Raw genomic sequence first — 19,500 nt, forward strand, 5'->3', positions numbered from 1 at the left:
AAGATTCCCGACTTCTCACCAAAAGTCGGGGATCTGTGTTTTTAACTACACTAAATCACAGCACCAAGAGCTTGTAATGTTAAAACTGTAGCTTCCGTTAACCCTTTCACACCAGCAATATTCATCCCCTCATATAGCCTTTTTGCCCTCAATAATCTGATGCATTCGCCTGTTCTCACATCCCAAATTCTCACAGTTTGGTCTTGAGAACCACTGGCAATGTATTGTCCATCTGGACTAAAGGCAATGCCAGATACTAAATGTGTATGTCCAATGCAGACATGGCGACATTTGCCTGTCTTCACATCCCAAATTCTCACCGTTTGATCGTGGGAAGCACTAGCCAGGGTTTTGCCATCGGGACTAAAAGCAATAGCAAATACCCAATTGGTATGCCCTGTAAAGGTTTTGAGACATTTCAGAGTGGAGATATCCCACAGTTTGATGGTTTGATCTGTGCTGGCGGTGGCTAGGGTTTTCCCCTCTGGACTAAAAACAGTAGCGTAAATTCGAGCATTATGGGCGAGAATTGTTTTGATGCAGTTACCTGTTTGCGAATCCCATAATTTTACAGTTTGGTCGGCGCTGGCACTAGCGATAATTTCTCCACTAGGACTAAAGGCAATTCCCAGGATTTTTTCTGTATGTCCAGTCAAGGTTTTGAGGCATTGACCTGTACTGTTATCCCACAGCTTAACCGTACAGTCGGCACTACCACTAGCGATTATTTTACCTTGGGGATGATAGGCTACTGCATCTATCCAATCGGAATGTCCGTGAAGAATTTGAAAACATTTACCTGTGTCAACATTCCACAATCTGACTGAGGAATCTGTACTACCACTTGCCAAGATTTGTCCGTCTGGACTAAAGGCGATACCATAAATAAAGTCTGTGTGTCCCTGTAATGTTCTTACGCACTCCCCAGTCTGCCAATTCCATAATTTGATTGTTTTATCGTTACTGCCACTGGCTAAGATCCCCCCAACCCCCCTTATGCAGGGGGGGATTGGGCTAAAAGCTACTGGTAATGCCCAATCTGTATTGCCATACCATGTTTTTAAGCATTGCCCGGTGTGCGAATTCCATAATCTCACGGTTTGGTCTAGACTTACACAAACCAATGTTTGACTATCGGGGCTGAAGGCGACAAAGCAGACTTCGTTTGTATGCCCGTGTAAAGTTTTGATGCAAGTATGAGTTTGCGTATCCCAAAGTTTAACTGTATTATCGCCGCTACCACTGGCAAGTATTTCACCTTGGGGAGAAAATGCTACTGAGTAGACTCCGTTGGTGTGTCCAGTGTAAGTTTTTAAGCAATTACCTGTGCGATAGTTCCAAATTTTGATCGTGCGATCGCCACTGCCACTGGCTAAAATTTCTCCATCCGGACTAAATGCTACTGAACGCACCCAACCTTGATGTTCTGTTAGAGTAGTTGAACATTTACCTTTGCTCACATTCCATAACTTAATTGTGCGATCGCTACTGCCACTTGCCAAGGTTTGCCCATCCGCACTAAAAGCCACACAACGCACCCAATCTTGATGTCCGTTGAGGGTGTTCAAGCATTTACCATCTTCAACATCCCATAATTTAATCGTGCGATCGCCACTAGCACTAGCTAAAATTTGACTATCTGGACTAAAAGCAACGGCAAATGTCTCGTGTTCATGCCCAATCAAAGTTTTAATACAAACTCCATCTCCCACACTCCACAGCTTCACCGTTTTGTCAGCACCACAACTCGCTAATATTTCTCCATCCGGACTAAACACTACACAACGTACCCAATTGCTATGCCCCTGACAAATAAATAGCAATTTACCTGTTTTCACTTCCCACAAACGCACGTGACAATCAGTATCACAGGTTGCCAAAAGTTCACCATCTGGGCTAAAAGCAGCCGATAAAATATTGCCCAGAGTTTCCGTAAAAACGCAACTTGATAAATCTGAACCTGCAAAATTCAGATTATGCAAATTCACACCCTGAAGGTAAGCTTGCCAAACATTTAACTGAGAAAAATCAAAACCACTCAAATCAACTTGGGCATGGTGCAGCAAATTCAGAGCATTTCCCCCGGCATAACCTGTTGTCTGAGTTGATTGCATCCGCAGTTGAGTGAGGATTTCACTGATATAATTTGCTATTTTTTCTGCACTACCAAGCTGGACAATTAATTCATCAATTATTGGTTGCAAAATTAAACTAATTTGAGTTTCTCTTACATAATCTTTAGCTTGGGCTTTCATCAAGGCATGGCTTTTAAATAGAGAAATTTTTTGACTAACTATTTCTTGACAAACACACTCAATTAATTGATTGGTGACATATTCCATCACCACAGGTTGCTGAGAAAAACCAGAAGAACTTTTTTCGATAAAAGAACGTCGCTGCAAAGAACTGAGTGATTCTATGACTTCTCGCGGTGGTATGTGAGTAACAAAATCTGCTTGCAATTGTGCTAATGAAATTGGCTCCCGATTAATTGCCAGCCAATACATAATTTCTTGTTCCAAGTTGGTGAGGCGATGGAACTGTTGATTTAGTAAATCGCGGATATCATCAAAGATAAAATTACCTTGTTGAGAAATGGCGAGAAATTGGGAAATATCGCCGTCAAAAATATCATGAATAGAAGAAGCTACAATTTTCAAAGCTAGAGGATTGCCACCGTAACGGTTAATAAGTGTTTGCCATTCATCTTCTGTCGCTGTAAATGTGCCTTTGAGCTTGAATAATTCGCGCCCTGGAGTGTCTGGTAAACCCATAAGTTGGAGATAACGCACAGGTAAAAGTTCCCCTTCAAACTTAGCAATACCTTGGGGTTTCTCCCGCGAGGTTAAGATAAGACTGCTTTGGTGTGAAGTATCAGCAATACATTGCAATAATTGACCGTAACCTTCATATCCTGTACGATAACGACCAGTGCGATCGCCTGCTTGTAAAATTGACTCAACGTTGTCTAAAATCAGCAAGCAGCGCGAAGCACGCAAACACTTCAACAACCGCGAAATTCTACCATCTAGATGAGTGGGTAAATTGGTTTCTTGCTGCCCAGATAAAAATTGAATCAGTTCTGCCAAAATATCTTCTATCGGTGGAGGATTACGCAAACTCCGCCAGATCACATACTCAAAACTCGGAATAATTTCCTGTGCCAACTTCACTGCTAGAGTGGTTTTACCAATTCCACCCATCCCCAGCAATGTAACTAAGCGGCATTTGTCCTCTACTATCCAACCTTTAACAGTATTTAATTCTGCCTCACGACCATAAAAAATCGAGACATCAGGAGCCTCACCCCAGTCTTGGGAAGTGGAGAGCGGGGAAACAGATGGGGATTTGTTAGTTGTGTCTGGCTTTTCAATTACTTCTTCCCAGTCAATTTCCAGCACTTGGCAATAGGCTTTAAACGCCTCCGCATTAATTGGGTGCTTTCCTGCTAAAAAACGCTTCCAAGTACCTTCGGATATGCCAACCGCAAGAACTCCATTTTCTTGCCAATAAACTCCGAGCAGTTCGCTCGCTAACTCTATCCATCTAAAATCATCGATAGACCATCCCTTATCAATTCTAGCTTGCCTGATTTTTGCCAATCCTTGTTGAGAAGCTTTAAGAGTAGCCACGTTTTGCGATCGGGACTTAGGTACAAAATATATTGGCAGAAATTAAATGTTCTTTGCAATACCATAATAGACACGAGATGCCAAGATCAGTTTTACCAAATATTGGATATAGATCAAACTGATCTGGGGCAATTGAGATACTTCGTAAGATTATCGTTATAAAACGATGGAGAATAGTAATGCAATTTCATGCTGGAGAAATCGCAGTTCAAGCTCAAGCAGGAGTGCGAGAAGAAGCAAAAACTCTACATCATCTCATTAGTAACTTGATTAAACCAGCTGCTCAAATTTTCCTCAGTACCCAACAATTAGCGATTGCCAGTACAGTAGACACCAATGGTAGAGTTTGGGCATCCTTACTCACGGGGGAGCCTGGTTTTGTCAAAGTATTGAACCAACAAACAGTACAAGTTGATGCTATCTCAGTTCCAAGCGATCCACTGCATCACAACCTGCACGGCAATAATCAAATAGGTTTATTGGTAATTGATTTGACAAACCGCAAACGTTTGCGCCTCAATGGACAAGCCGAAATTCAACCCCAAAGACAAATAAACATTACAATTGAGCAAGCATTTTTTAACTGTCCCAAATACATTCAAGCCCGTCACTTAGAGCTAGAAACTACTGAATCATCGCCAGAACTACAAATATTGATCGCGCAGACTTTGAGCACAACCCATCAAAACTTGATTGCCCAAGCTGATACCTTTTTTATCGGTAGTTACGCTCAAAAAGTCGGTGCAGATGCTTCCCACCGAGGAGGATATCCAGGGTTTGTGCAAGTCTTAAACAGTAACAAACTGGTATTTCCCGATTACGCTGGTAACAATATGTTCCAAACCTTGGGTAATTTTGCGGTCAATCCTCAGGCAGGTTTGTTATTCATCAATTTTACTGAGGGACATATTCTGCAACTCACCGGAACAGTAAAAGTGATTTGGGAGCGAGAAAGATTGACTAGTTTTGCTGGGGCGCAACGTTTGGTAGAGTTTGACATTGAGCAAATTATCGAAACCCAAAATGCTACCCTTTTGCGTTGGCGATTTGGGAGCTATTCGCCAGCAAATCCTAGCTTTGATGAGTAGAGATATTTAAGACACATATAATTATTTTTTTGTCAAGCTCAGTTTTTCTGAACTTTAATTTGCTCCAAACTGATCTTTCCTGAGTGGGCATAAGAAAGTAAAGCTAAGAAAAGACTAAGGATAAAGTTCTTTAGTTGGTATCTTGCACCTACCCCTCTAACACACACCTTATAGCACAAGTCCGTTCAAACGAACTCAAAGACTGTTCTAGTCAGATTTATCTGACTTATGCTATAGGCCAAGAAATTGATTTCTTGGCGGGATGAAAAGCTGGTGCAAGATGTCAGCATACTCCTAACACTGGTATTGATGGGAATAGAGTAAATCATGCCCCAAAACAGCGATCGCACTGACATCAAAACCCTGTTCTCGACAATGGTTCGTATTGTCAGTTTCACTGATGCTATGGATATGGGAAATTCTACACTGAAGTCTTTTTCATCCAGCCACCTTTGGAATCAATTGCCAACAGATGAAAAAACAGAAACGAGATTAAGAGCAGAGATTGCAGCCCTGACACAGGAAAAGGCGAAACTGCAAAATGAAGTCAAAAAGGTACTGCGCCAGAAGGAAGAGCTATTTTACATCCTAGCGGAAGCAATGCCAGTACCAGTGTTGATATCTCGGATTGCCGATGGTGAGATTCTCTATGCCAATACAGCAGCCACTTTAACATTAAAAGTGCCAGTTACAAAATTAATTGGTTGTCGCGCCGCCGATTTTTGTCACAATCCAACAGAGCGTCAACAGTTAGTCGATAGAGTTTTACAAACTGGTTATGTACAGAATTATGAGATCCGTGCTCGAAGAGCTGACGGCACTCCCTTGTGGGTAGCGGCTTCTCTGAGGAAATGGACTTTTAATCATGAACCAACTATCCTCACTGCGTTGTGTGACATTACCGATCGCAAGCTAGAAGAAGAAGCATTGAGACTGCAAGTCAAAGAAATGCAAATTGAAATCGATTTGCATAAAGTAGCAAACCAAGTAGCAGAAGTGACTGCAACTGATTATTTTCAACAACTGTTGATGGAGGTGGAAAGTCTAAGGAAATTAGAAGTAGCTTGTGAGAGTTAGAGGTGTTTTATGGCTAAAATTATCGCGATTCACTCTTTTCGTGGCGGCACCGGCAAATCTAACTTAACAGCAAATATAGCAGTAGCGATCGCGCTTAAAGGATATCGAGTCGCAGTAGTTGACACCGATCTGCAATCACCCGGAATTCATGCTTTATTTAGCATTGATGAGGTAGCATCAACCAAGACTTTAAATGATTATTTGTGGAATCGTGTTTCTATTAGTGATACAGCTTGCGATGTCACTTCCCATTTGAGAATTGAGGGTGCAGGTAGAGTCTTCCTCATTCCTTCTAGCGTCAACGCTGATGAAATTGCGCGAATAGAATATGAAGGATACAACGTTAGCTTATTAAATAGCGGATTTCAACGTTTAATTAAAGAGCTAGAATTAGACTATTTATTTATCGATACTCACCCTGGTATAGGTAGAGAAACTTTACTTTCAATTGCTATTTCAGACCTACTGTTTATAATTTTGCGTCCCGACCGTCAAGATTTTCAAGGGACAGCAGTAACAGTCGATGTTGCTCGCCAGTTAAAAGTTAATAATATGATGTTAATAATTAATAAAATTCCTAGTAAGATGGATTTTTTGGCACTGCAACAGAAATTAGAAAAGACATACAAAATTTTAGTTGCAGGTATATTGCCACTATCAGAAGATATAGTGCAAATGGGTAGTTGTGGTTTATTTTCCTTACAATATCCCCATCATCCATTGACTAGAATAATTAAACAGATTGCAGACAAAGCAATTATGCCTGAGCAGTCATCTCCTTTAGTTTACGCAGATAGTTGAGTGACTCAGTAAATTACTGCTGTAAAAAATAAAAATACAACTTTACGTCTGATATGAATTAAAATGGCAAGCAAAAATCATATTTCTGAAATCGACTATAAATAAACCACGAAATGCACACCAATAATTATCTGTGTTTATCTGTGTTCATCTGTGTTCGTTATCACCAATTTGAATAACTGCCAATCAATTCCTTAATTCCTAAGTCAGAAAAATGACTAACCCCAGTCAAGAGCAACCCCTATCTTTTGAATTAGCCTTAAAAGTAGCAGATGCAGCTATTTTTGCTAAGACATCTAGACATTTAAAAAACATAGAAATTGCTGTTTTGCGAGGAGCTTGGCTAGGTCAAAAATATGACGAAATTGCCACAACCAGTGGTTATGCTCCTGAATATATTAAACATGATGTCGGGCCAAAATTGTGGCAAACTCTTTCATTAAGTTTGGGAGAAAAAGTTAGCAAATCTAATTTAATGGCAATTCTAGCACAACAAAATAGGCAGGAAAAAAACGAAGAAAAGCAAAATAATGTCACCACAAAAATATCTTCTGACTTAGAGCCGCCAGTTGGACTGATACCTCTAGATTCTGCTTTTTATATAGAACGTCCTCCAATTGAGTCTCGCTGTTATGAAGAGATTACCAGACTAGGCGCGTTGATTCGCATTAAAGCACCCAGCCAAATGGGTAAAACGTCTTTAATGGTGAGGATGTTAGCTCATACCAAGCAACATCACCCTTACAGTGGAGATATACCGAGAACATACACTGTAGCACTCAACCTTCAGCAAGCAGATCGAGCAGTTTTTAACGACTTAGATAAATTTTTGCGCTGGTTTTGCGCTTCAATCACGCGGAAGTTGCATCTGCCGCATCAAGTAGAGGATTACTGGAGTGAAACCTTTGGCAGTAAGAGTAACTGCACTGCTTATTTTGAAGACTGTTTGTTACCTGATGTTAATGGTGTTTTGGTATTAGCTTTAGATCAGGTTGATGAGGTATTTTTACATCCAGAAATTGCTGATGATTTTTTTACGCTATTACGCTCTTGGTATGAAGAAGCAGCTTATGGAGATAGTGGCAATTGTTTGTGGCAAAATCTCCGACTAATTATTGTTCATTCTACTGAGGTTTATATTCCTTTAGATATTAATAAATCGCCCTTTAATGTAGGTTTGGCAATTGAATTACAAACATTTACTCAAGAGCAAGTCATTGATTTAGCTCAACGTTATGGGCTTAATCTCTTGGAGAGCGAACTGTCTGCTCTGATGGAACTCGTTAGTGGACATCCATACTTAGTACAGCAAGCTCTCTATCATCTAGCACAGCGCGACATAAGTTTGAATCAACTGGTGCAAACAGCCCCTACAGATGCAGGCATTTATAGCAATCACTTACATCGGCACTTACGAATTTTACAAGAACATCCGCAATTAGCAATGACTTACGATCAAGTGTTGAAGTCATCAATACCTATAGAAATAGAACAACTTTTAGCATTTAAGCTACACAGTATGGGACTGGTAACGCTGCAAGGAAATCAGGTTATACCTAGTTGTGGGTTATATTGTCGCTATTTTAGCAACCGCATATAGTGATACTATTTGACATTAATAGCGATACATATAAATCATGTAAAGATGCACCGTGTTACGTTTGTACAAAAAGATATGTTTTAATTGTGTATATAGTTGGATTTTTGGGCATGGAATTGTAAGATTTTAATCTTGATAGAAAAACAATTAGTTTTGAAACAATGAAAAAATTTTTGCTATCAGGATTGTTAATAATCTTCTTACTTCCTTTAGCGGCTTGCTCAACTAATTCCGATAGGACAACTAACACAAACCAAGTAAAACCTTTAATAACAGGTGCAATTCCCGATCAAGATCCAGAAAAGTTGCAGCGTCAATATACTAAACTTGCCGCCTATTTACAGAAGGAATTAGGTGTACCTGTAGAATACAAGCCTGTTACTGATTACACCGCAGCAGTTACTGCCTTTAAAGTAGGAGATTTAGACTTAGTTTGGTTTGGCGGATTGACTGGCGTACAGGCAAGATTACAAGTACCAGGTGCAGAAGCGATCGCTCAACGTGATGTAGATGAAAAGTTCCACAGTGTCTTCATTGTTAATAAGAAAACTAAATTGAAACCATTTAAAGATATTGCTGATCTCAAACAACTCAAAGGATATACTTTTACCTTCGGCAGCGAGTCTTCTACCTCTGGGCGACTAATGCCACAATATTTCCTGGAACAAGCTGGTGTTAAGTTAACAGATTTTAAAGGACAACCGGGCTTCTCTGGTGATCATGATAAAACTATCAAACTGGTAGAAGCAGGCACCTATGATGTTGGTGCTGTCAATGAAAAAGTTTGGTTGAAGCGTGTTGATGCCAAAGAAGTCGATTTGAATAGAGTTGAAGTTCTTTGGCGCACCCCTCCCTATTATGATTACCACTGGGTAATAAACCCACAAGTTAAGCAACGCTACGGGGAAGATTTTACCAAAAAAATTCAGAATGCTTTCTTTAAACTAGATCCAAAAGAGCCAGAACAAAAGGAGATTCTCGAACTATTGCAAGCAAGTAAATTCATTCCTACCAAAAATGAAAACTATGCTCAAATTGAAAAAATTGGTCGAGATATAGGCAAAATCAAGTAGTCAGAAGCCAGAATTCAGAATGGCATACTGCACTCCTTATGGCTAAAGGTTTAATACCTCTCCCCTTGTGGTCAAAACTAAACATAAACTTTTTCGCTTTTAAACCTCATTATTTGGGTTGATTCTGACCACTGAATTCTAGATTTTAAATTCTTTTATTGAGTTGATTTTAGTCATTCTATATTATGTAAAATTATGCAAACCCCATTGATTTTTGCATTGAATAATCATAATATAGTAATTGTATTTTCTTAACTACATAGCGTTGTAGTTGGAGCGCCGGGGACAATAGTCCCTGGCGCGAAAATTTTTAGAGCAATGGAAATAAATTTTAAAGTTGCTGATAACTCTGATACTGAAATTCTCATTCAATTCATCCAAGAATTTTATGAATATGAGGGTATTACCTATGATGAAACAATTGTTCGTACTGCCCTAGCAGGAATTTTGAAAGATGACTCTTTTGGAAGAGTTTGGTTGATTAAACAAGATAACCAAGCAGTTGGATATATTGTTCTGACTTTTGGCTATAGTTTGGAATACCGTGGTCGTGACGCAATGATTGATGAATTTTATATTAGGGAAACTTATCAAGGAAAAGGAGTAGGGAAAAAGACCATTCAATTTATAGAAAATGTCTGTCAAGGTTTAGGAATTCAAGCAGTTCATCTAGAAGTTGAAAGAGAAAATCAAAAAGCACAAAACTTATATCGCCAGGCAGGTTTCACAGATAAAAATCGTCATTTCCTCACCAAATGGATTATCCTATAATCAGAAATACTGAATTTTAAAAAAAAGCGGATAAAAATCGCCCAAAATGTGTTCATTTTAGGCGAGGTTCAGATGGCACGCTAGACTCTCGGCGCAAGATTCTCAAGATTTTTATGATGCTCGCGTTTATCTGAATATTGGAGACTGAAAATAAAAGCTGATTTGTAAACAAAATCTTAGCTATATTGAGTAGAAATTATCAATGAAGACTCAAAGCAATCGTCAGAACTGAAACATGACACTCAGCCATGCCCCTTGCTGATGTAAATTTAATCTGGCTCGTCTTAGCCCTTCTCCATCCTCAAAGTCAAAATCGTTGAAGCCATAGGCAAGTTGAAGCGATGTAGTCGGAGATAGGCGATATCGAGTACCGATCAACAGATTCCAGGTAATGTCTCGATCAGCATTGATATTAAAACCAGATACATCCCCTCGGATGCCTATCGTCCAATACTCAGACAAATCTAACTCAATCCGTGCGCCAATCAATGGTTCCACGGTAGTTCTAGAGAAACTAAAGTCTCGATCAACCGGAACAGTAGTGTTGCCGATGCGAATGTTATCGACTTCTATCTCTTGCTTCCGAATGTTGGTTCGGAGTCCTAAAATTGGATCGACGACCAATCGAGGGTAGAGATTGGATGATTTTGCCGAGTTGTTTAAAGGCGTGTCAAGCACACGATAAAATGCTGCTAAATTAATAGTGCCTTGACGGACAGACACACTTCCATCCGTACTCAATCTGACATCGGTATTGATTCCAAAGTTTTGCAGACTTCCTTGAGGAAAAGTCACCCCAAGATTTCCGCTCTGTCCAGCAGAGAGATAGAAACCGTCCAGTATCAACCCAAATCGATTTTTTCGTGCTTCCAACCGTAGTCCAGCATCAAAGGCGCGATCAAGATTCAATATTTCTCCTAGTCCTGCACGAATGGAGGCACTCCGTCCGGCAGCCGTTACATCAGCACGTACATCCAAGGGTATAAAAAAATAGGGTTCCACCGAGATTTGCCAAGGCTCGCCTAGCGGCTCCCTTGGAGCATTGCTTGATGCAGGCTGAGAGAATGGTTCGGAAGGCTGTGGAGTGGGGACATCAGCCTGAACAATATGATTGAGCCAGGAAGCTAACTCTGTAGATGCAATAGACGGTTCAGGCAATAAATTAGCAGCCTGATTGAGCGATCGCATTGAATGAATATCTTTCGTTGAAGCAACGGACGAGAGCGAGTCTTTTGTAGACGCGTGAGGTTGCTCATTGTTGAGAATGATCACTGTTAAAACTGAAATACTTACTCTTGAGGCTGAGGGTTCTGCATTGAATAACAAGGTTTCGAGTTCAGGAGTAACGCTTTCAGAATCTTGAATAACAACCAATCTATCTTCTGCTTGCACAGGAGAAACCAAAAGCGCGATCGCGACTAACAGCGTACTGCTGCAATACAAAAAAAATTGCTTTAATAACTGCTCGCAAAGCTTGTTTGAGTTATTATTAAGAGCCTGATTCGCTTGGTTATTTTGATTGCTTTTGCTGTTTCTTAATTCCATTGTTTTCAACTCAGCTACACACTTTCTAGCCTGCTTTTCTATTATTTAGTACTGCAAATTATAGAGAATTAAAGTAATAAAATGATAAAAAGCAGATAATTTATTATTATCTCTAGCAGTTTATTAGGGATTCAGCAGCTTTAATTTAGATTGCTCAAAGGTACTAGCCATTATCCAGAACTGAAGACAAAAAATTATTTGGTAAATAATCTTATTTTTCTAACAAAACCTTTATTTTTTGCTTATAAATTTCTTATTTTTTGTGTTTATTTATTTTAATAGCGCTACTCATTATAAATCTGTTGAAGTATAGCCAAGCCAATATGACACCAACATGGCGTAGGAAGTCTTGTTTCAAAATTCTGGACAAGCCTACTAGGTCAATGGTTTTAATCCAAAATCCACGCGTTGGTATGAATACGCTGCGTACGAAGACCTGCTGATATTCTGTGTCTGGAGTTTAAAGTTCTTGCACTAGATTTCTAGGATGAATTTTAGCGTTAAACAAATACACTTAATTGCTATTTTGGAGATGTGCATATGCGATTTCGCTACCAGATCGTCTTAGCAACTTTGCTACTGGTGCTGATTGGATTTATAGCACAAATGGGATTGGCTCAAGGTCAGTCACCTCCTAATACTCTCAGACAGCAACCCACTAGCATCTTGTTTGAAAATGTACGGATATTTGACGGCACCTCCGAGAAACTGTCTGCTCCTTCTAACGTATTAGTGGTGGGCAACAAGATTCAGACGATTTCTACCGCTTCGATTCCTACACCAGCAGAAGGTAGCGTGACCCGGATTAACGGCAAGGGGCGTGTGCTGATGCCTGGACTGATCGATGCCCATACCCACCTGTTTATGGAGACGACTGAGGTTGATGACCTAATGGCGTTGGCCGCCAGTGGCTCGCCAGAGCTTGCGTTTCGACAATTAGAGAAAAATGCTACGGCCATGCTCATGCGTGGGTTTACCAGTGTGCGAGATATGGCGGGGCCGGTGTTTGAGTTAAAGAAGGCAATTGACAGTGGTAAGGTCGTTGGGCCGAGAATTTGGCCTTCGGGGGCGATGATCTCACAAACTGGAGGTCATGGAGACTTTCGTAAACTTGAAGAACTGCCCAGAACGCCGACTTCTAAGCTTAGTCCGGCCGAACAATATGGAGTGGGTGCGATCGCCGATGGGGTGGATGAGGTACTCCGCAGAACCCGTGAGCAACTGATGCGGGGGGCTAGCCAGATTAAGCTGGCGGCAGGTGGTGGTGTAGCATCAAGCTACGACCCGATAGATGTCAGTCAATACACTGAAGCGGAGTTTAAAGCCGCCGTCGATGCAGCCGCGAATTGGAACACCTACGTCGCCGTTCACGCCTATACGCCTACTGCGATTCAGACAGCGATTCGGGCTGGGGTGAAAAGCATTGAACACGGTCAACTGATGGATGAGAAGACCGCTAAGTTAATGGCTGAAAAGGGTATCTGGTTAAGTCTCCAGCCGTTCCTTGATGATGAGGATGCAAATCCATATCCGGAAGGCTCGGCCAATCGCGGCAGACAACTGCAAGTGTCTCAGGGTACCGACACTGCCTATAAACTGGCTAAGAAATATAATCTCAAAACAGCTTGGGGTACCGACACGTTATTCAGCGCTAAAAAAGCTGCTCGCCAAGGAGCACAACTTGCGAAAATGGTACGCTGGTATACGCCTGCTGAGGCGCTTAGGATGGCAACGAGTACAAATGCTGAATTGCTAGCGTTGTCTGGCCCCCGCAATCCCTATCCCGGAAAGTTGGGCGTTGTTGAAGAAGGTGCGCTGGCTGACTTGCTGTTGGTGAACGGTAATCCACTAGAGAACATCAAGTTAATCGAGAACCCAGCTAAGAACTTCATTGTGATCGTCAAAGACGGTAAGGTTTACAAGAATCTCCTGAGTTGATTAAAGACTTAAACATAATGTGGTGATCTACGATCTCTAGGTGGTTGAAAGGATTGTCAAAAATTTTTCTATCGAGAGACTGATTAATTACTGTGTTGTTGTCAAGAAAATTAACAAAAAGCAAATTTTCAAGACACACAAGCTATGACTGAAGAACTCAAAAAAGGCGATCGCGTTAGTTGGCATACTTCTCAAGGTGAAACAACTGGTGAAGTGAAAAAGAAGCTGACATCACCTACAGAAATCAAAGGGCATCACGTCGCTGCCTCAGAGGATAATCCTGAGTACTTAGTAGAAAGCGACAAAAGTGGAAAAGAAGCAGCTCATAAACCTGATGCTCTTGAAAAAATAGATCAATAAATACAAACTTATGAATAAAGAAGTTCAATCAGTGATTGAGTAGTTTTATCCCTCAGTTAATATGCAAACTAAAGAATTAGAAACTTGGTTAAAAACAGAGGAATCTCAATCAGTTGGGCAAAAGAATAGAAACTCAGAATCAGTTGGACATCAATCAGGTAAACGCATTGTTAAACTGTAGATAAAACCTGTCAGTATGGTAGTTAATAGTTTGTAGTTCATTAAGAGCCGCTAACTATCAACTGCCTACTTAACTATTTTTAACCAAACCAGTGAGATGGTTCACAGCCTGATTGAATTGTTTCACAAAGATGATGGCTAATCCAATCAGATTTCTCTTGCATGATTGAGTAAACTCCTTGGTGAATCAAATTCTGTAGATGTATTTGATGTTCCAAAGGACTGCGAGGTAATTTGTAGCTCAACCAGCAAGCTTGTTCAGGTTCAATCGCACTGTAAAGACAAGGAATACGGCTGAAGACGTACATTATCAAATCTTGGCGTAACTCAGGAATAGCAAAAGCTTGTTGATGAGGATGATAAGGATAAGTGTCTAAAACACTTTCAATTTCTGCTATTACTGATTGCTGCGTTAAATTGAGTACTGTTTTCATCAGTTATTAACTCCTCTATTATCCAATAAATTTATGTCACCGAGCTAACGGTATTATTGGCCCATTGTCATGACAACCAGTAATCAGCAAATAATTTAAGTAATCGATGCTTTATTTATGAAGTTGAATCTGAAATCTACCTAAAACATGATAAATTTAAGATAAAATCATCTCAACAAAACTTAATAATTGTTAGCTAACAAATACTTAAATCAACCATAAATACACTGGTTACAGCTGTCTGTTTTGTATTTAATGCTAATTATTTCAATTTCCTGACATTTTGGCGGAAAAATACCAAATATAATTATAAGCTGGTGTAAATAATGTCAGCAATAATACGAACACTTAAAAATCTAAAAAAATAGTAAAAGAAATTTGTTTTAACTCTGAGCAATAAAAAATTAACCTGATTTACTAATGCTAAGAAAAATACCTAGCTAATTAATCAAGGCTTAATGGGCAAATATACACCCTTGAAAATTAGAAATCGTGTATAAAGAAATACAATACTCTTTAAAAGAATTCTGAAAATGATGACAATCGAAACTAAATTGTAATAAAAATTATTAGTGGGGAATATTCAACCAAAGCAGTTAGTACCCTTTGTCAGACGATCGCCACAGTAAATAACTGCAAATGTAGTAGGGGAACTAGGGACAAAGAAGAGGAGTGGGGGAGGAGGAGAGGGGGAGAGGGGGAGAGTGGGAGAAATATCCTCTCCGTGTCCCCGCGTGTGTTCGTCCCCGCGTCCTCTTTCCAATATCCAATACCCAATTTCTTATACCTAAGTGACAACTACATAGCAGACAAAAGACTACTAAAAGCTAATAGTAGAATAAGGTACAGAAAAAGCTGATGGAAGGGAGGAAGGAAAATTGGATGAACTAAGGGCGGCACTTGAACTGGCAACAGAAGATGAATTGCAGGACTTAACGGCAATTCTGTTTAGCCGTAAGTTCAATCCCCTAGATTATGTTCAAACACCTGAACCGATAGAAATACAGAGCCAAGGGCGCGAAGCTTGGTTAGACGCATTAGAACAGCGTTTTCGATTTTTAGCAGCTGATGGTGTAACTGTATTGCGGGGACGTACAAGCCAGATAACATACCGACAAGCGCTAATTCAAGTGTGTAAGTATTTAAAAATCAACTATTCTGACGATTTGTCAACGATTGATTTAGAAGCCGAAGTATTTTTACATCTGCTGGGGCGAGTTTGGAAAAAACTACCAGAAAAAGAGAAGCAAAAACTGACTGTACAGGTACAGCGTCATTTAGCTAAATCGCAACTGAGCGAACCACTGCCTTTGTCTTTACAGCGTGATCCTTTGGGATTGCTGGTTAAAGGGGGTAGCGCTCTTGCTGTTACCTCCGTAATTCAGCCATTATTGCTCAAACAAATTGCCCGTCAATTTGCGATGCACTTTGCCACCTATCAAGTTACAAAACAAGCTACGCTCCAAGGAGGAGTAGCAGCAGCTAGCCAGTTTCAAAATTACGTTGCTTTGCAAATGGCACGGCAGGGAATGGCTGTGAGTGCAGCTCGGTATGGAGTTGTCCGCAGTGTTTTTGCCTTTTTAGGGCCGATGATGTGGGCTTGGTTTCTGGCTGATTTAGGTTGGAGAGCGATCGCTACCAACTATGGTCGGATCATACCAACTATCTTTGCCATAGCTCAAATTCGCCTTACCCGCACAGAATGTTGGGAACTAGCTTAACAAATATAGTCATGAGTCATGAGTAATTAGTCATGAGTCATTGGTCGTTCGTCAGTCGTCAGTGTCAAACAACAAACAACTGACAACATCACAAAAGATAAAAGACAAAACACTAATGGCTAATGACTAATAACAAAGGACTAATGACAAAATATAGATTGCCTTTTCTCCAACATCCTGACCCTAAGCTCCAATTTGCTTGGAATTGTGCCGAGCTAGGATTGTTTATCTTTCCATTCACCCCATTGATTGGGGGTGTAATTCTAGGTTTAGCAATGCTAGTAACATGGCTACAAAAATGTCGCAAAATTATCTATCATCCACTAAATATAGGTTTTGCGCTTTTCATTGTATTGTTGCTCATTTCCACTATCTTTGCTTTTGACAAAAAAGAAGCAATTCTTGGCTTATTTAATTTCTTACCCTTCATTTTATTTTTTGCTGGCTTTAGTACTTTAATTCAGACACCAGAACAACTACGACGACTATCTTCGATTTTGGTAGTCACCTCTGTCCCAATAGTAGTAATTGGCTTTGGGCAACTATTTTACGGTTGGCATACTACCCAGCAATGGGAAGGCTTTTTGGGATGGGCGATCGCACCAGGAGGAAACCCACCTGGGCGGATGGCTGCCATTTTTATGTATGCAAATATCTTAGCTGCCTACTTGGTGATAGTTTTTATTCTTGGGTTGGGATTATGGCTAGATACTTATCGAGGATTGAGGAAACGGAAGAAAAATAGGGAACAGGGGAGAATTTCTCCTACCCTTTTCTTGCTTTTCCTAACCGTTGTGGTGATTGCTAATTTCGGGGCATTGATTTTGACTAATTCTCGAAATGGATGGGCGATCGCTTGTTTTGCTTGTCTAGCCTATGCCCTATATCAAGGCTGGCATATTGTTGTCGCTGGCGTCACTGGCTTTGTAACGAGCATATTTTTAGCTGCTTTTGCTCCCCAATCAATAGGTGGTTGGTTTCGTAAAATAGTTCCAGCTTACTTTTGGGCGCGATTAAACGACCAATTATATCCAGATCGACCGGTAGGGCTGCTTCGCAAATCCCAATGGCAGTTTGCTTGGTCAATGACTCAGAAGCGTCCTTGGACTGGTTGGGGTTTACGCAATTTTACTCAACTTTATGAAACCCACACCCAAATCTGGTTAGGTCATCCCCATAATCTGTTTTTAATGCTCTGTGCTGAGATTGGATTGCCAGCCACCCTCTTATTTTGTGCGTTACTAAGCTGGATTTTTATTAGTGGAGCTAAACTTTTACAAAGTTCAAAATATCTTGAAAAAGAAGATAAATTAATCTTTTTCAGTTATTTGTTAGTCTTTGGAGCATGGATACTATTTAATACAGCTGATGTAACTCTCTTCGATTTTCGGTTAAATACGATTTCGTGGCTACTTTTAAGTTCAATTCCTGGTGTAATTAATCACCATCGATATTCACTTGAACTGATTGTCAAGCGTAATTAACCATTGCAAAGTTGTAAGTTTTGTGGCTAATAAGACCCCCAATTTTCCCAAGATTTTAGAAATCTGTGTTTTTATACCAATTCTCCAAATTAAGGCTACACATAGTTTGTAGTAGCGCTTAAGCGCAATTACAAACCTTTTTCCATCTGTAACCAAAATTTAGGGAAATCGTATTAGCTTATTCTTTTTAGCTGACTTACTGTCCTAGCAAATTATAACTTTCTTAAGTATTAATACAGTGGTTAATTTATTTTGTAGTTATTAATATTACTATAGTCACGTCTGTGATTGTGAGTGTGGCTAATCGCAAATTAGTCACTGTTGCTGATAGTTGGGAAGCGTAGGTTCACCCCTTGTGGGTGTTCTCCTGCAAAATGGGCATCTATAAAAAGATGCCCTTATTTCTTTTTTAATGATTTAGTTATCTTCAGTTTTAAGAACGATTAAACAAAATTACTCAAATTCACTAATTGTTGCAGGCGGATGAGTATCTCTACGTTCAGAGATATAGCGCTCATACCAATTCATTAATGGAGTAGAGCTAATACCGTGGATAATTACAGAAACAACAACTGTGGTGTAAGTAATCCAAGAAATTTCTTCACCAATTTTGCCTGTTAAACCATTACCAAAAGCATAGGCAAGATAATATAAAGAGCCTACACCACGAATGCCAAACCAACCAAACAACCAGCGAGTAAATGGATGCAAATAACGACGGCGTGAAGAAGGGGAACGTTTGCCAATTGTACTTAACCAAGCACCTAGAGGTCGAATGACAAGAAACAAAAATACTATCACTAATAAAGATTGGCTCGAATAAGTGAGCATGGGCTGTAATAATAGTATTGAACCCAATAGTAAGATTGTTCCTACTTCTAGTAGCTTTTCCATACGCTCTATGAATTCCAATTTCGCTAAAGTATGATCTGGATTTTTGTAACTTCTTTGCACAACTAACCCAGCTACAAATACTGCAAGAAATCCATAGCCGTTAACAATTTCTGTGAGTGAATAAGTTAATAGGATTGTACTAATAGCTACAAAATCCTCCATTAATTCATCGGGACGACGGCGTTTTTGGACTTTCTTCTCAATCCATACTATGGCTTTAGCTACAAAAATTCCCATGCCAATGCCAGCAGCAATAGCCCAAATTAAATCAATACTTACCCAATCTTTCAACCAGTTATTCCAGTTGTTATCTTTTAAAGCATAAAGCCCAAAATAAACAAATGGAAAGGCTAAAGCATCATTTAATCCACCTTCTGAAGTTAAACCAAAACGTAACTCATCTTCATCATTTGTATCAGTTAATTGAACTTCTGAAGCTAATACTGGATCTGTAGGAGCAAGAATTGCTCCCAATAAAATTGCCTCTCCCCAATTCATACCTAAAAATAATCTGCCTACAATAGCTAGACCAAAAATAGAAAAGGGCATCAAAAATACTATGAGCCGCGTTGTAATACTCCAAGAACGCCAACCCAAAGGGCGAACAATTTTTAAACCACAACTAAAAACTGAAATAATTACAACAAATTCTGTTAAACGCTCTAGCACTTCAGCATTGAATACTCCAGCACGGCGTAATTGAATTAGTTCAAAACCATAAGGGCCTAAAATAATGCCAACTACTAGATAAATAATGGCAAAAGAAAGGGGTAAACGCGAAATCCAACCAGACCCTAATGTCACAAATAATAACAGCAAACCAAGAACAAATAAGTCAATAATATAAATGTCTACCATAAGAATTTATCAGCCTAAAAAATGGCTTTGCATTGAAAGTTTAC

14 protein-coding genes and 1 pseudogene are annotated in these 19,500 nt (G+C 39.8%); 11 read left to right on the forward strand and 4 right to left on the reverse strand.

What is annotated here, in order from left to right:
* Positions 1 to 50: 50 nt before the first annotated feature.
* A complete protein-coding gene (locus tag U2718_RS08585; RefSeq protein WP_341997282.1) occupies positions 51 to 3,632 on the reverse strand; it encodes an NB-ARC domain-containing protein in 3,582 nt (1,193 codons plus the stop codon).
* Between the two features lie 179 nt (positions 3,633 to 3,811).
* Here U2718_RS08585 and U2718_RS08590 point away from each other — a divergent pair, with 179 nt between their 5' ends.
* The 6 genes from U2718_RS08590 to U2718_RS08615 all read left to right on the forward strand — a co-directional run bounded on the left by U2718_RS08590 (position 3,812) and on the right by U2718_RS08615 (position 10,042).
* Complete coding sequence (locus U2718_RS08590; RefSeq protein WP_341997284.1) at positions 3,812 to 4,720, forward strand: pyridoxamine 5'-phosphate oxidase family protein; 909 nt, start codon at positions 3,812 to 3,814, stop codon at positions 4,718 to 4,720.
* A 327-nt stretch (positions 4,721 to 5,047) separates the two neighbouring features.
* On the forward strand, positions 5,048 to 5,797 hold the full coding sequence (locus U2718_RS08595; RefSeq protein WP_341997285.1) for a PAS domain-containing protein: 750 nt from the start codon (positions 5,048 to 5,050) through the stop codon (positions 5,795 to 5,797).
* Positions 5,798 to 5,806: 9 nt separating this feature from the next.
* Positions 5,807 to 6,598 carry a MinD/ParA family protein gene (locus tag U2718_RS08600; protein WP_341997287.1) on the forward strand — a complete coding sequence of 264 codons (792 nt, stop codon included), beginning with the start codon at positions 5,807 to 5,809 and terminating at the stop codon, positions 6,596 to 6,598.
* 214 nt (positions 6,599 to 6,812) lie between these two features.
* The gene (locus U2718_RS08605; protein ID WP_341997289.1) at positions 6,813 to 8,198 is read left to right on the forward strand and encodes an AAA-like domain-containing protein; all 1,386 of its coding nucleotides are present in this window, start codon (positions 6,813 to 6,815) and stop codon (positions 8,196 to 8,198) included.
* Between the two features lie 161 nt (positions 8,199 to 8,359).
* Positions 8,360 to 9,271, forward strand: coding sequence for a putative selenate ABC transporter substrate-binding protein (locus U2718_RS08610; RefSeq protein ID WP_341997291.1), 912 nt, complete (start codon positions 8,360 to 8,362; stop codon positions 9,269 to 9,271).
* 318 nt (positions 9,272 to 9,589) lie between these two features.
* A complete protein-coding gene (locus U2718_RS08615) occupies positions 9,590 to 10,042 on the forward strand; it encodes a GNAT family N-acetyltransferase (RefSeq protein WP_341997292.1) in 453 nt (150 codons plus the stop codon).
* A gap of 222 nt (positions 10,043 to 10,264) precedes the next feature.
* Here the strand turns inward: U2718_RS08615 and U2718_RS08620 are convergent, their stop codons facing one another.
* On the reverse strand, positions 10,265 to 11,587 hold the full coding sequence (locus U2718_RS08620) for a hypothetical protein (protein ID WP_341997295.1): 1,323 nt from the start codon (positions 11,585 to 11,587) through the stop codon (positions 10,265 to 10,267).
* 540 nt (positions 11,588 to 12,127) lie between these two features.
* Between U2718_RS08620 and U2718_RS08625 the strand changes: the two genes are divergently transcribed.
* The 3 genes and pseudogenes from U2718_RS08625 to U2718_RS08635 all read left to right on the forward strand — a co-directional run.
* Positions 12,128 to 13,525 (forward strand): amidohydrolase family protein, encoded by a 1,398-nt coding sequence (locus U2718_RS08625; RefSeq protein WP_341997297.1) that lies wholly within the window; start codon positions 12,128 to 12,130, stop codon positions 13,523 to 13,525.
* Between the two features lie 144 nt (positions 13,526 to 13,669).
* Positions 13,670 to 13,885 (forward strand): DUF2945 domain-containing protein, encoded by a 216-nt coding sequence (locus tag U2718_RS08630; protein ID WP_341997299.1) that lies wholly within the window; start codon positions 13,670 to 13,672, stop codon positions 13,883 to 13,885.
* Between the two features lie 55 nt (positions 13,886 to 13,940).
* A pseudogene (locus tag U2718_RS08635) lies at positions 13,941 to 14,066 on the forward strand (DUF3140 domain-containing protein); the annotation flags it as partial.
* 79 nt (positions 14,067 to 14,145) lie between these two features.
* Here U2718_RS08635 and U2718_RS08640 read toward each other — a convergent pair.
* Complete coding sequence (locus tag U2718_RS08640) at positions 14,146 to 14,499, reverse strand: hypothetical protein (RefSeq protein ID WP_341997301.1); 354 nt, start codon at positions 14,497 to 14,499, stop codon at positions 14,146 to 14,148.
* An 878-nt stretch (positions 14,500 to 15,377) separates the two neighbouring features.
* Between U2718_RS08640 and U2718_RS08645 the strand changes: the two genes are divergently transcribed.
* Complete coding sequence (locus tag U2718_RS08645; RefSeq protein ID WP_341997303.1) at positions 15,378 to 16,220, forward strand: YaaW family protein; 843 nt, start codon at positions 15,378 to 15,380, stop codon at positions 16,218 to 16,220.
* 122 nt (positions 16,221 to 16,342) lie between these two features.
* The gene (locus U2718_RS08650) at positions 16,343 to 17,704 is read left to right on the forward strand and encodes an O-antigen ligase family protein (RefSeq protein WP_341997305.1); all 1,362 of its coding nucleotides are present in this window, start codon (positions 16,343 to 16,345) and stop codon (positions 17,702 to 17,704) included.
* Positions 17,705 to 18,157: 453 nt separating this feature from the next.
* On the opposite strand, the gene U2718_RS08655 is transcribed toward U2718_RS08650, so the two are convergent.
* Entirely contained in the window at positions 18,158 to 19,456 is a 1,299-nt protein-coding gene (locus tag U2718_RS08655; protein WP_341997307.1) for a sodium:proton antiporter, read from the reverse strand.
* Positions 19,457 to 19,500 lie beyond the last annotated feature (44 nt).

The sequence above is a fragment of the Chlorogloeopsis sp. ULAP02 genome (assembly GCF_038404745.2).
In the GTDB taxonomy this organism is placed as follows: Bacteria; Cyanobacteriota; Cyanobacteriia; order Cyanobacteriales; family Nostocaceae; genus Chlorogloeopsis.

Bases quoted from the DNA above. Each gene is read 5' to 3' on its own strand.
- U2718_RS08590 (WP_341997284.1), top strand. From the start codon at position 3,812: ATGCAATTTCATGCTGGAGAAATCGCAGTTCAAGCTCAAGCAGGAGTG.
- U2718_RS08595 (WP_341997285.1), top strand. From the start codon at position 5,048: ATGCCCCAAAACAGCGATCGCACTGACATCAAAACCCTGTTCTCGACA.
- U2718_RS08600 (WP_341997287.1), top strand. From the start codon at position 5,807: ATGGCTAAAATTATCGCGATTCACTCTTTTCGTGGCGGCACCGGCAAA.
- U2718_RS08605 (WP_341997289.1), top strand. From the start codon at position 6,813: ATGACTAACCCCAGTCAAGAGCAACCCCTATCTTTTGAATTAGCCTTA.
- U2718_RS08610 (WP_341997291.1), top strand. From the start codon at position 8,360: ATGAAAAAATTTTTGCTATCAGGATTGTTAATAATCTTCTTACTTCCT.
- U2718_RS08615 (WP_341997292.1), top strand. From the start codon at position 9,590: ATGGAAATAAATTTTAAAGTTGCTGATAACTCTGATACTGAAATTCTC.
- U2718_RS08620 (WP_341997295.1), bottom strand. From the start codon at position 11,587: ATGGAATTAAGAAACAGCAAAAGCAATCAAAATAACCAAGCGAATCAG.
- U2718_RS08625 (WP_341997297.1), top strand. From the start codon at position 12,128: ATGCGATTTCGCTACCAGATCGTCTTAGCAACTTTGCTACTGGTGCTG.
- U2718_RS08630 (WP_341997299.1), top strand. From the start codon at position 13,670: ATGACTGAAGAACTCAAAAAAGGCGATCGCGTTAGTTGGCATACTTCT.
- U2718_RS08640 (WP_341997301.1), bottom strand. From the start codon at position 14,499: ATGAAAACAGTACTCAATTTAACGCAGCAATCAGTAATAGCAGAAATT.
- U2718_RS08650 (WP_341997305.1), top strand. From the start codon at position 16,343: ATGACTAATAACAAAGGACTAATGACAAAATATAGATTGCCTTTTCTC.
- U2718_RS08655 (WP_341997307.1), bottom strand. From the start codon at position 19,456: ATGGTAGACATTTATATTATTGACTTATTTGTTCTTGGTTTGCTGTTA.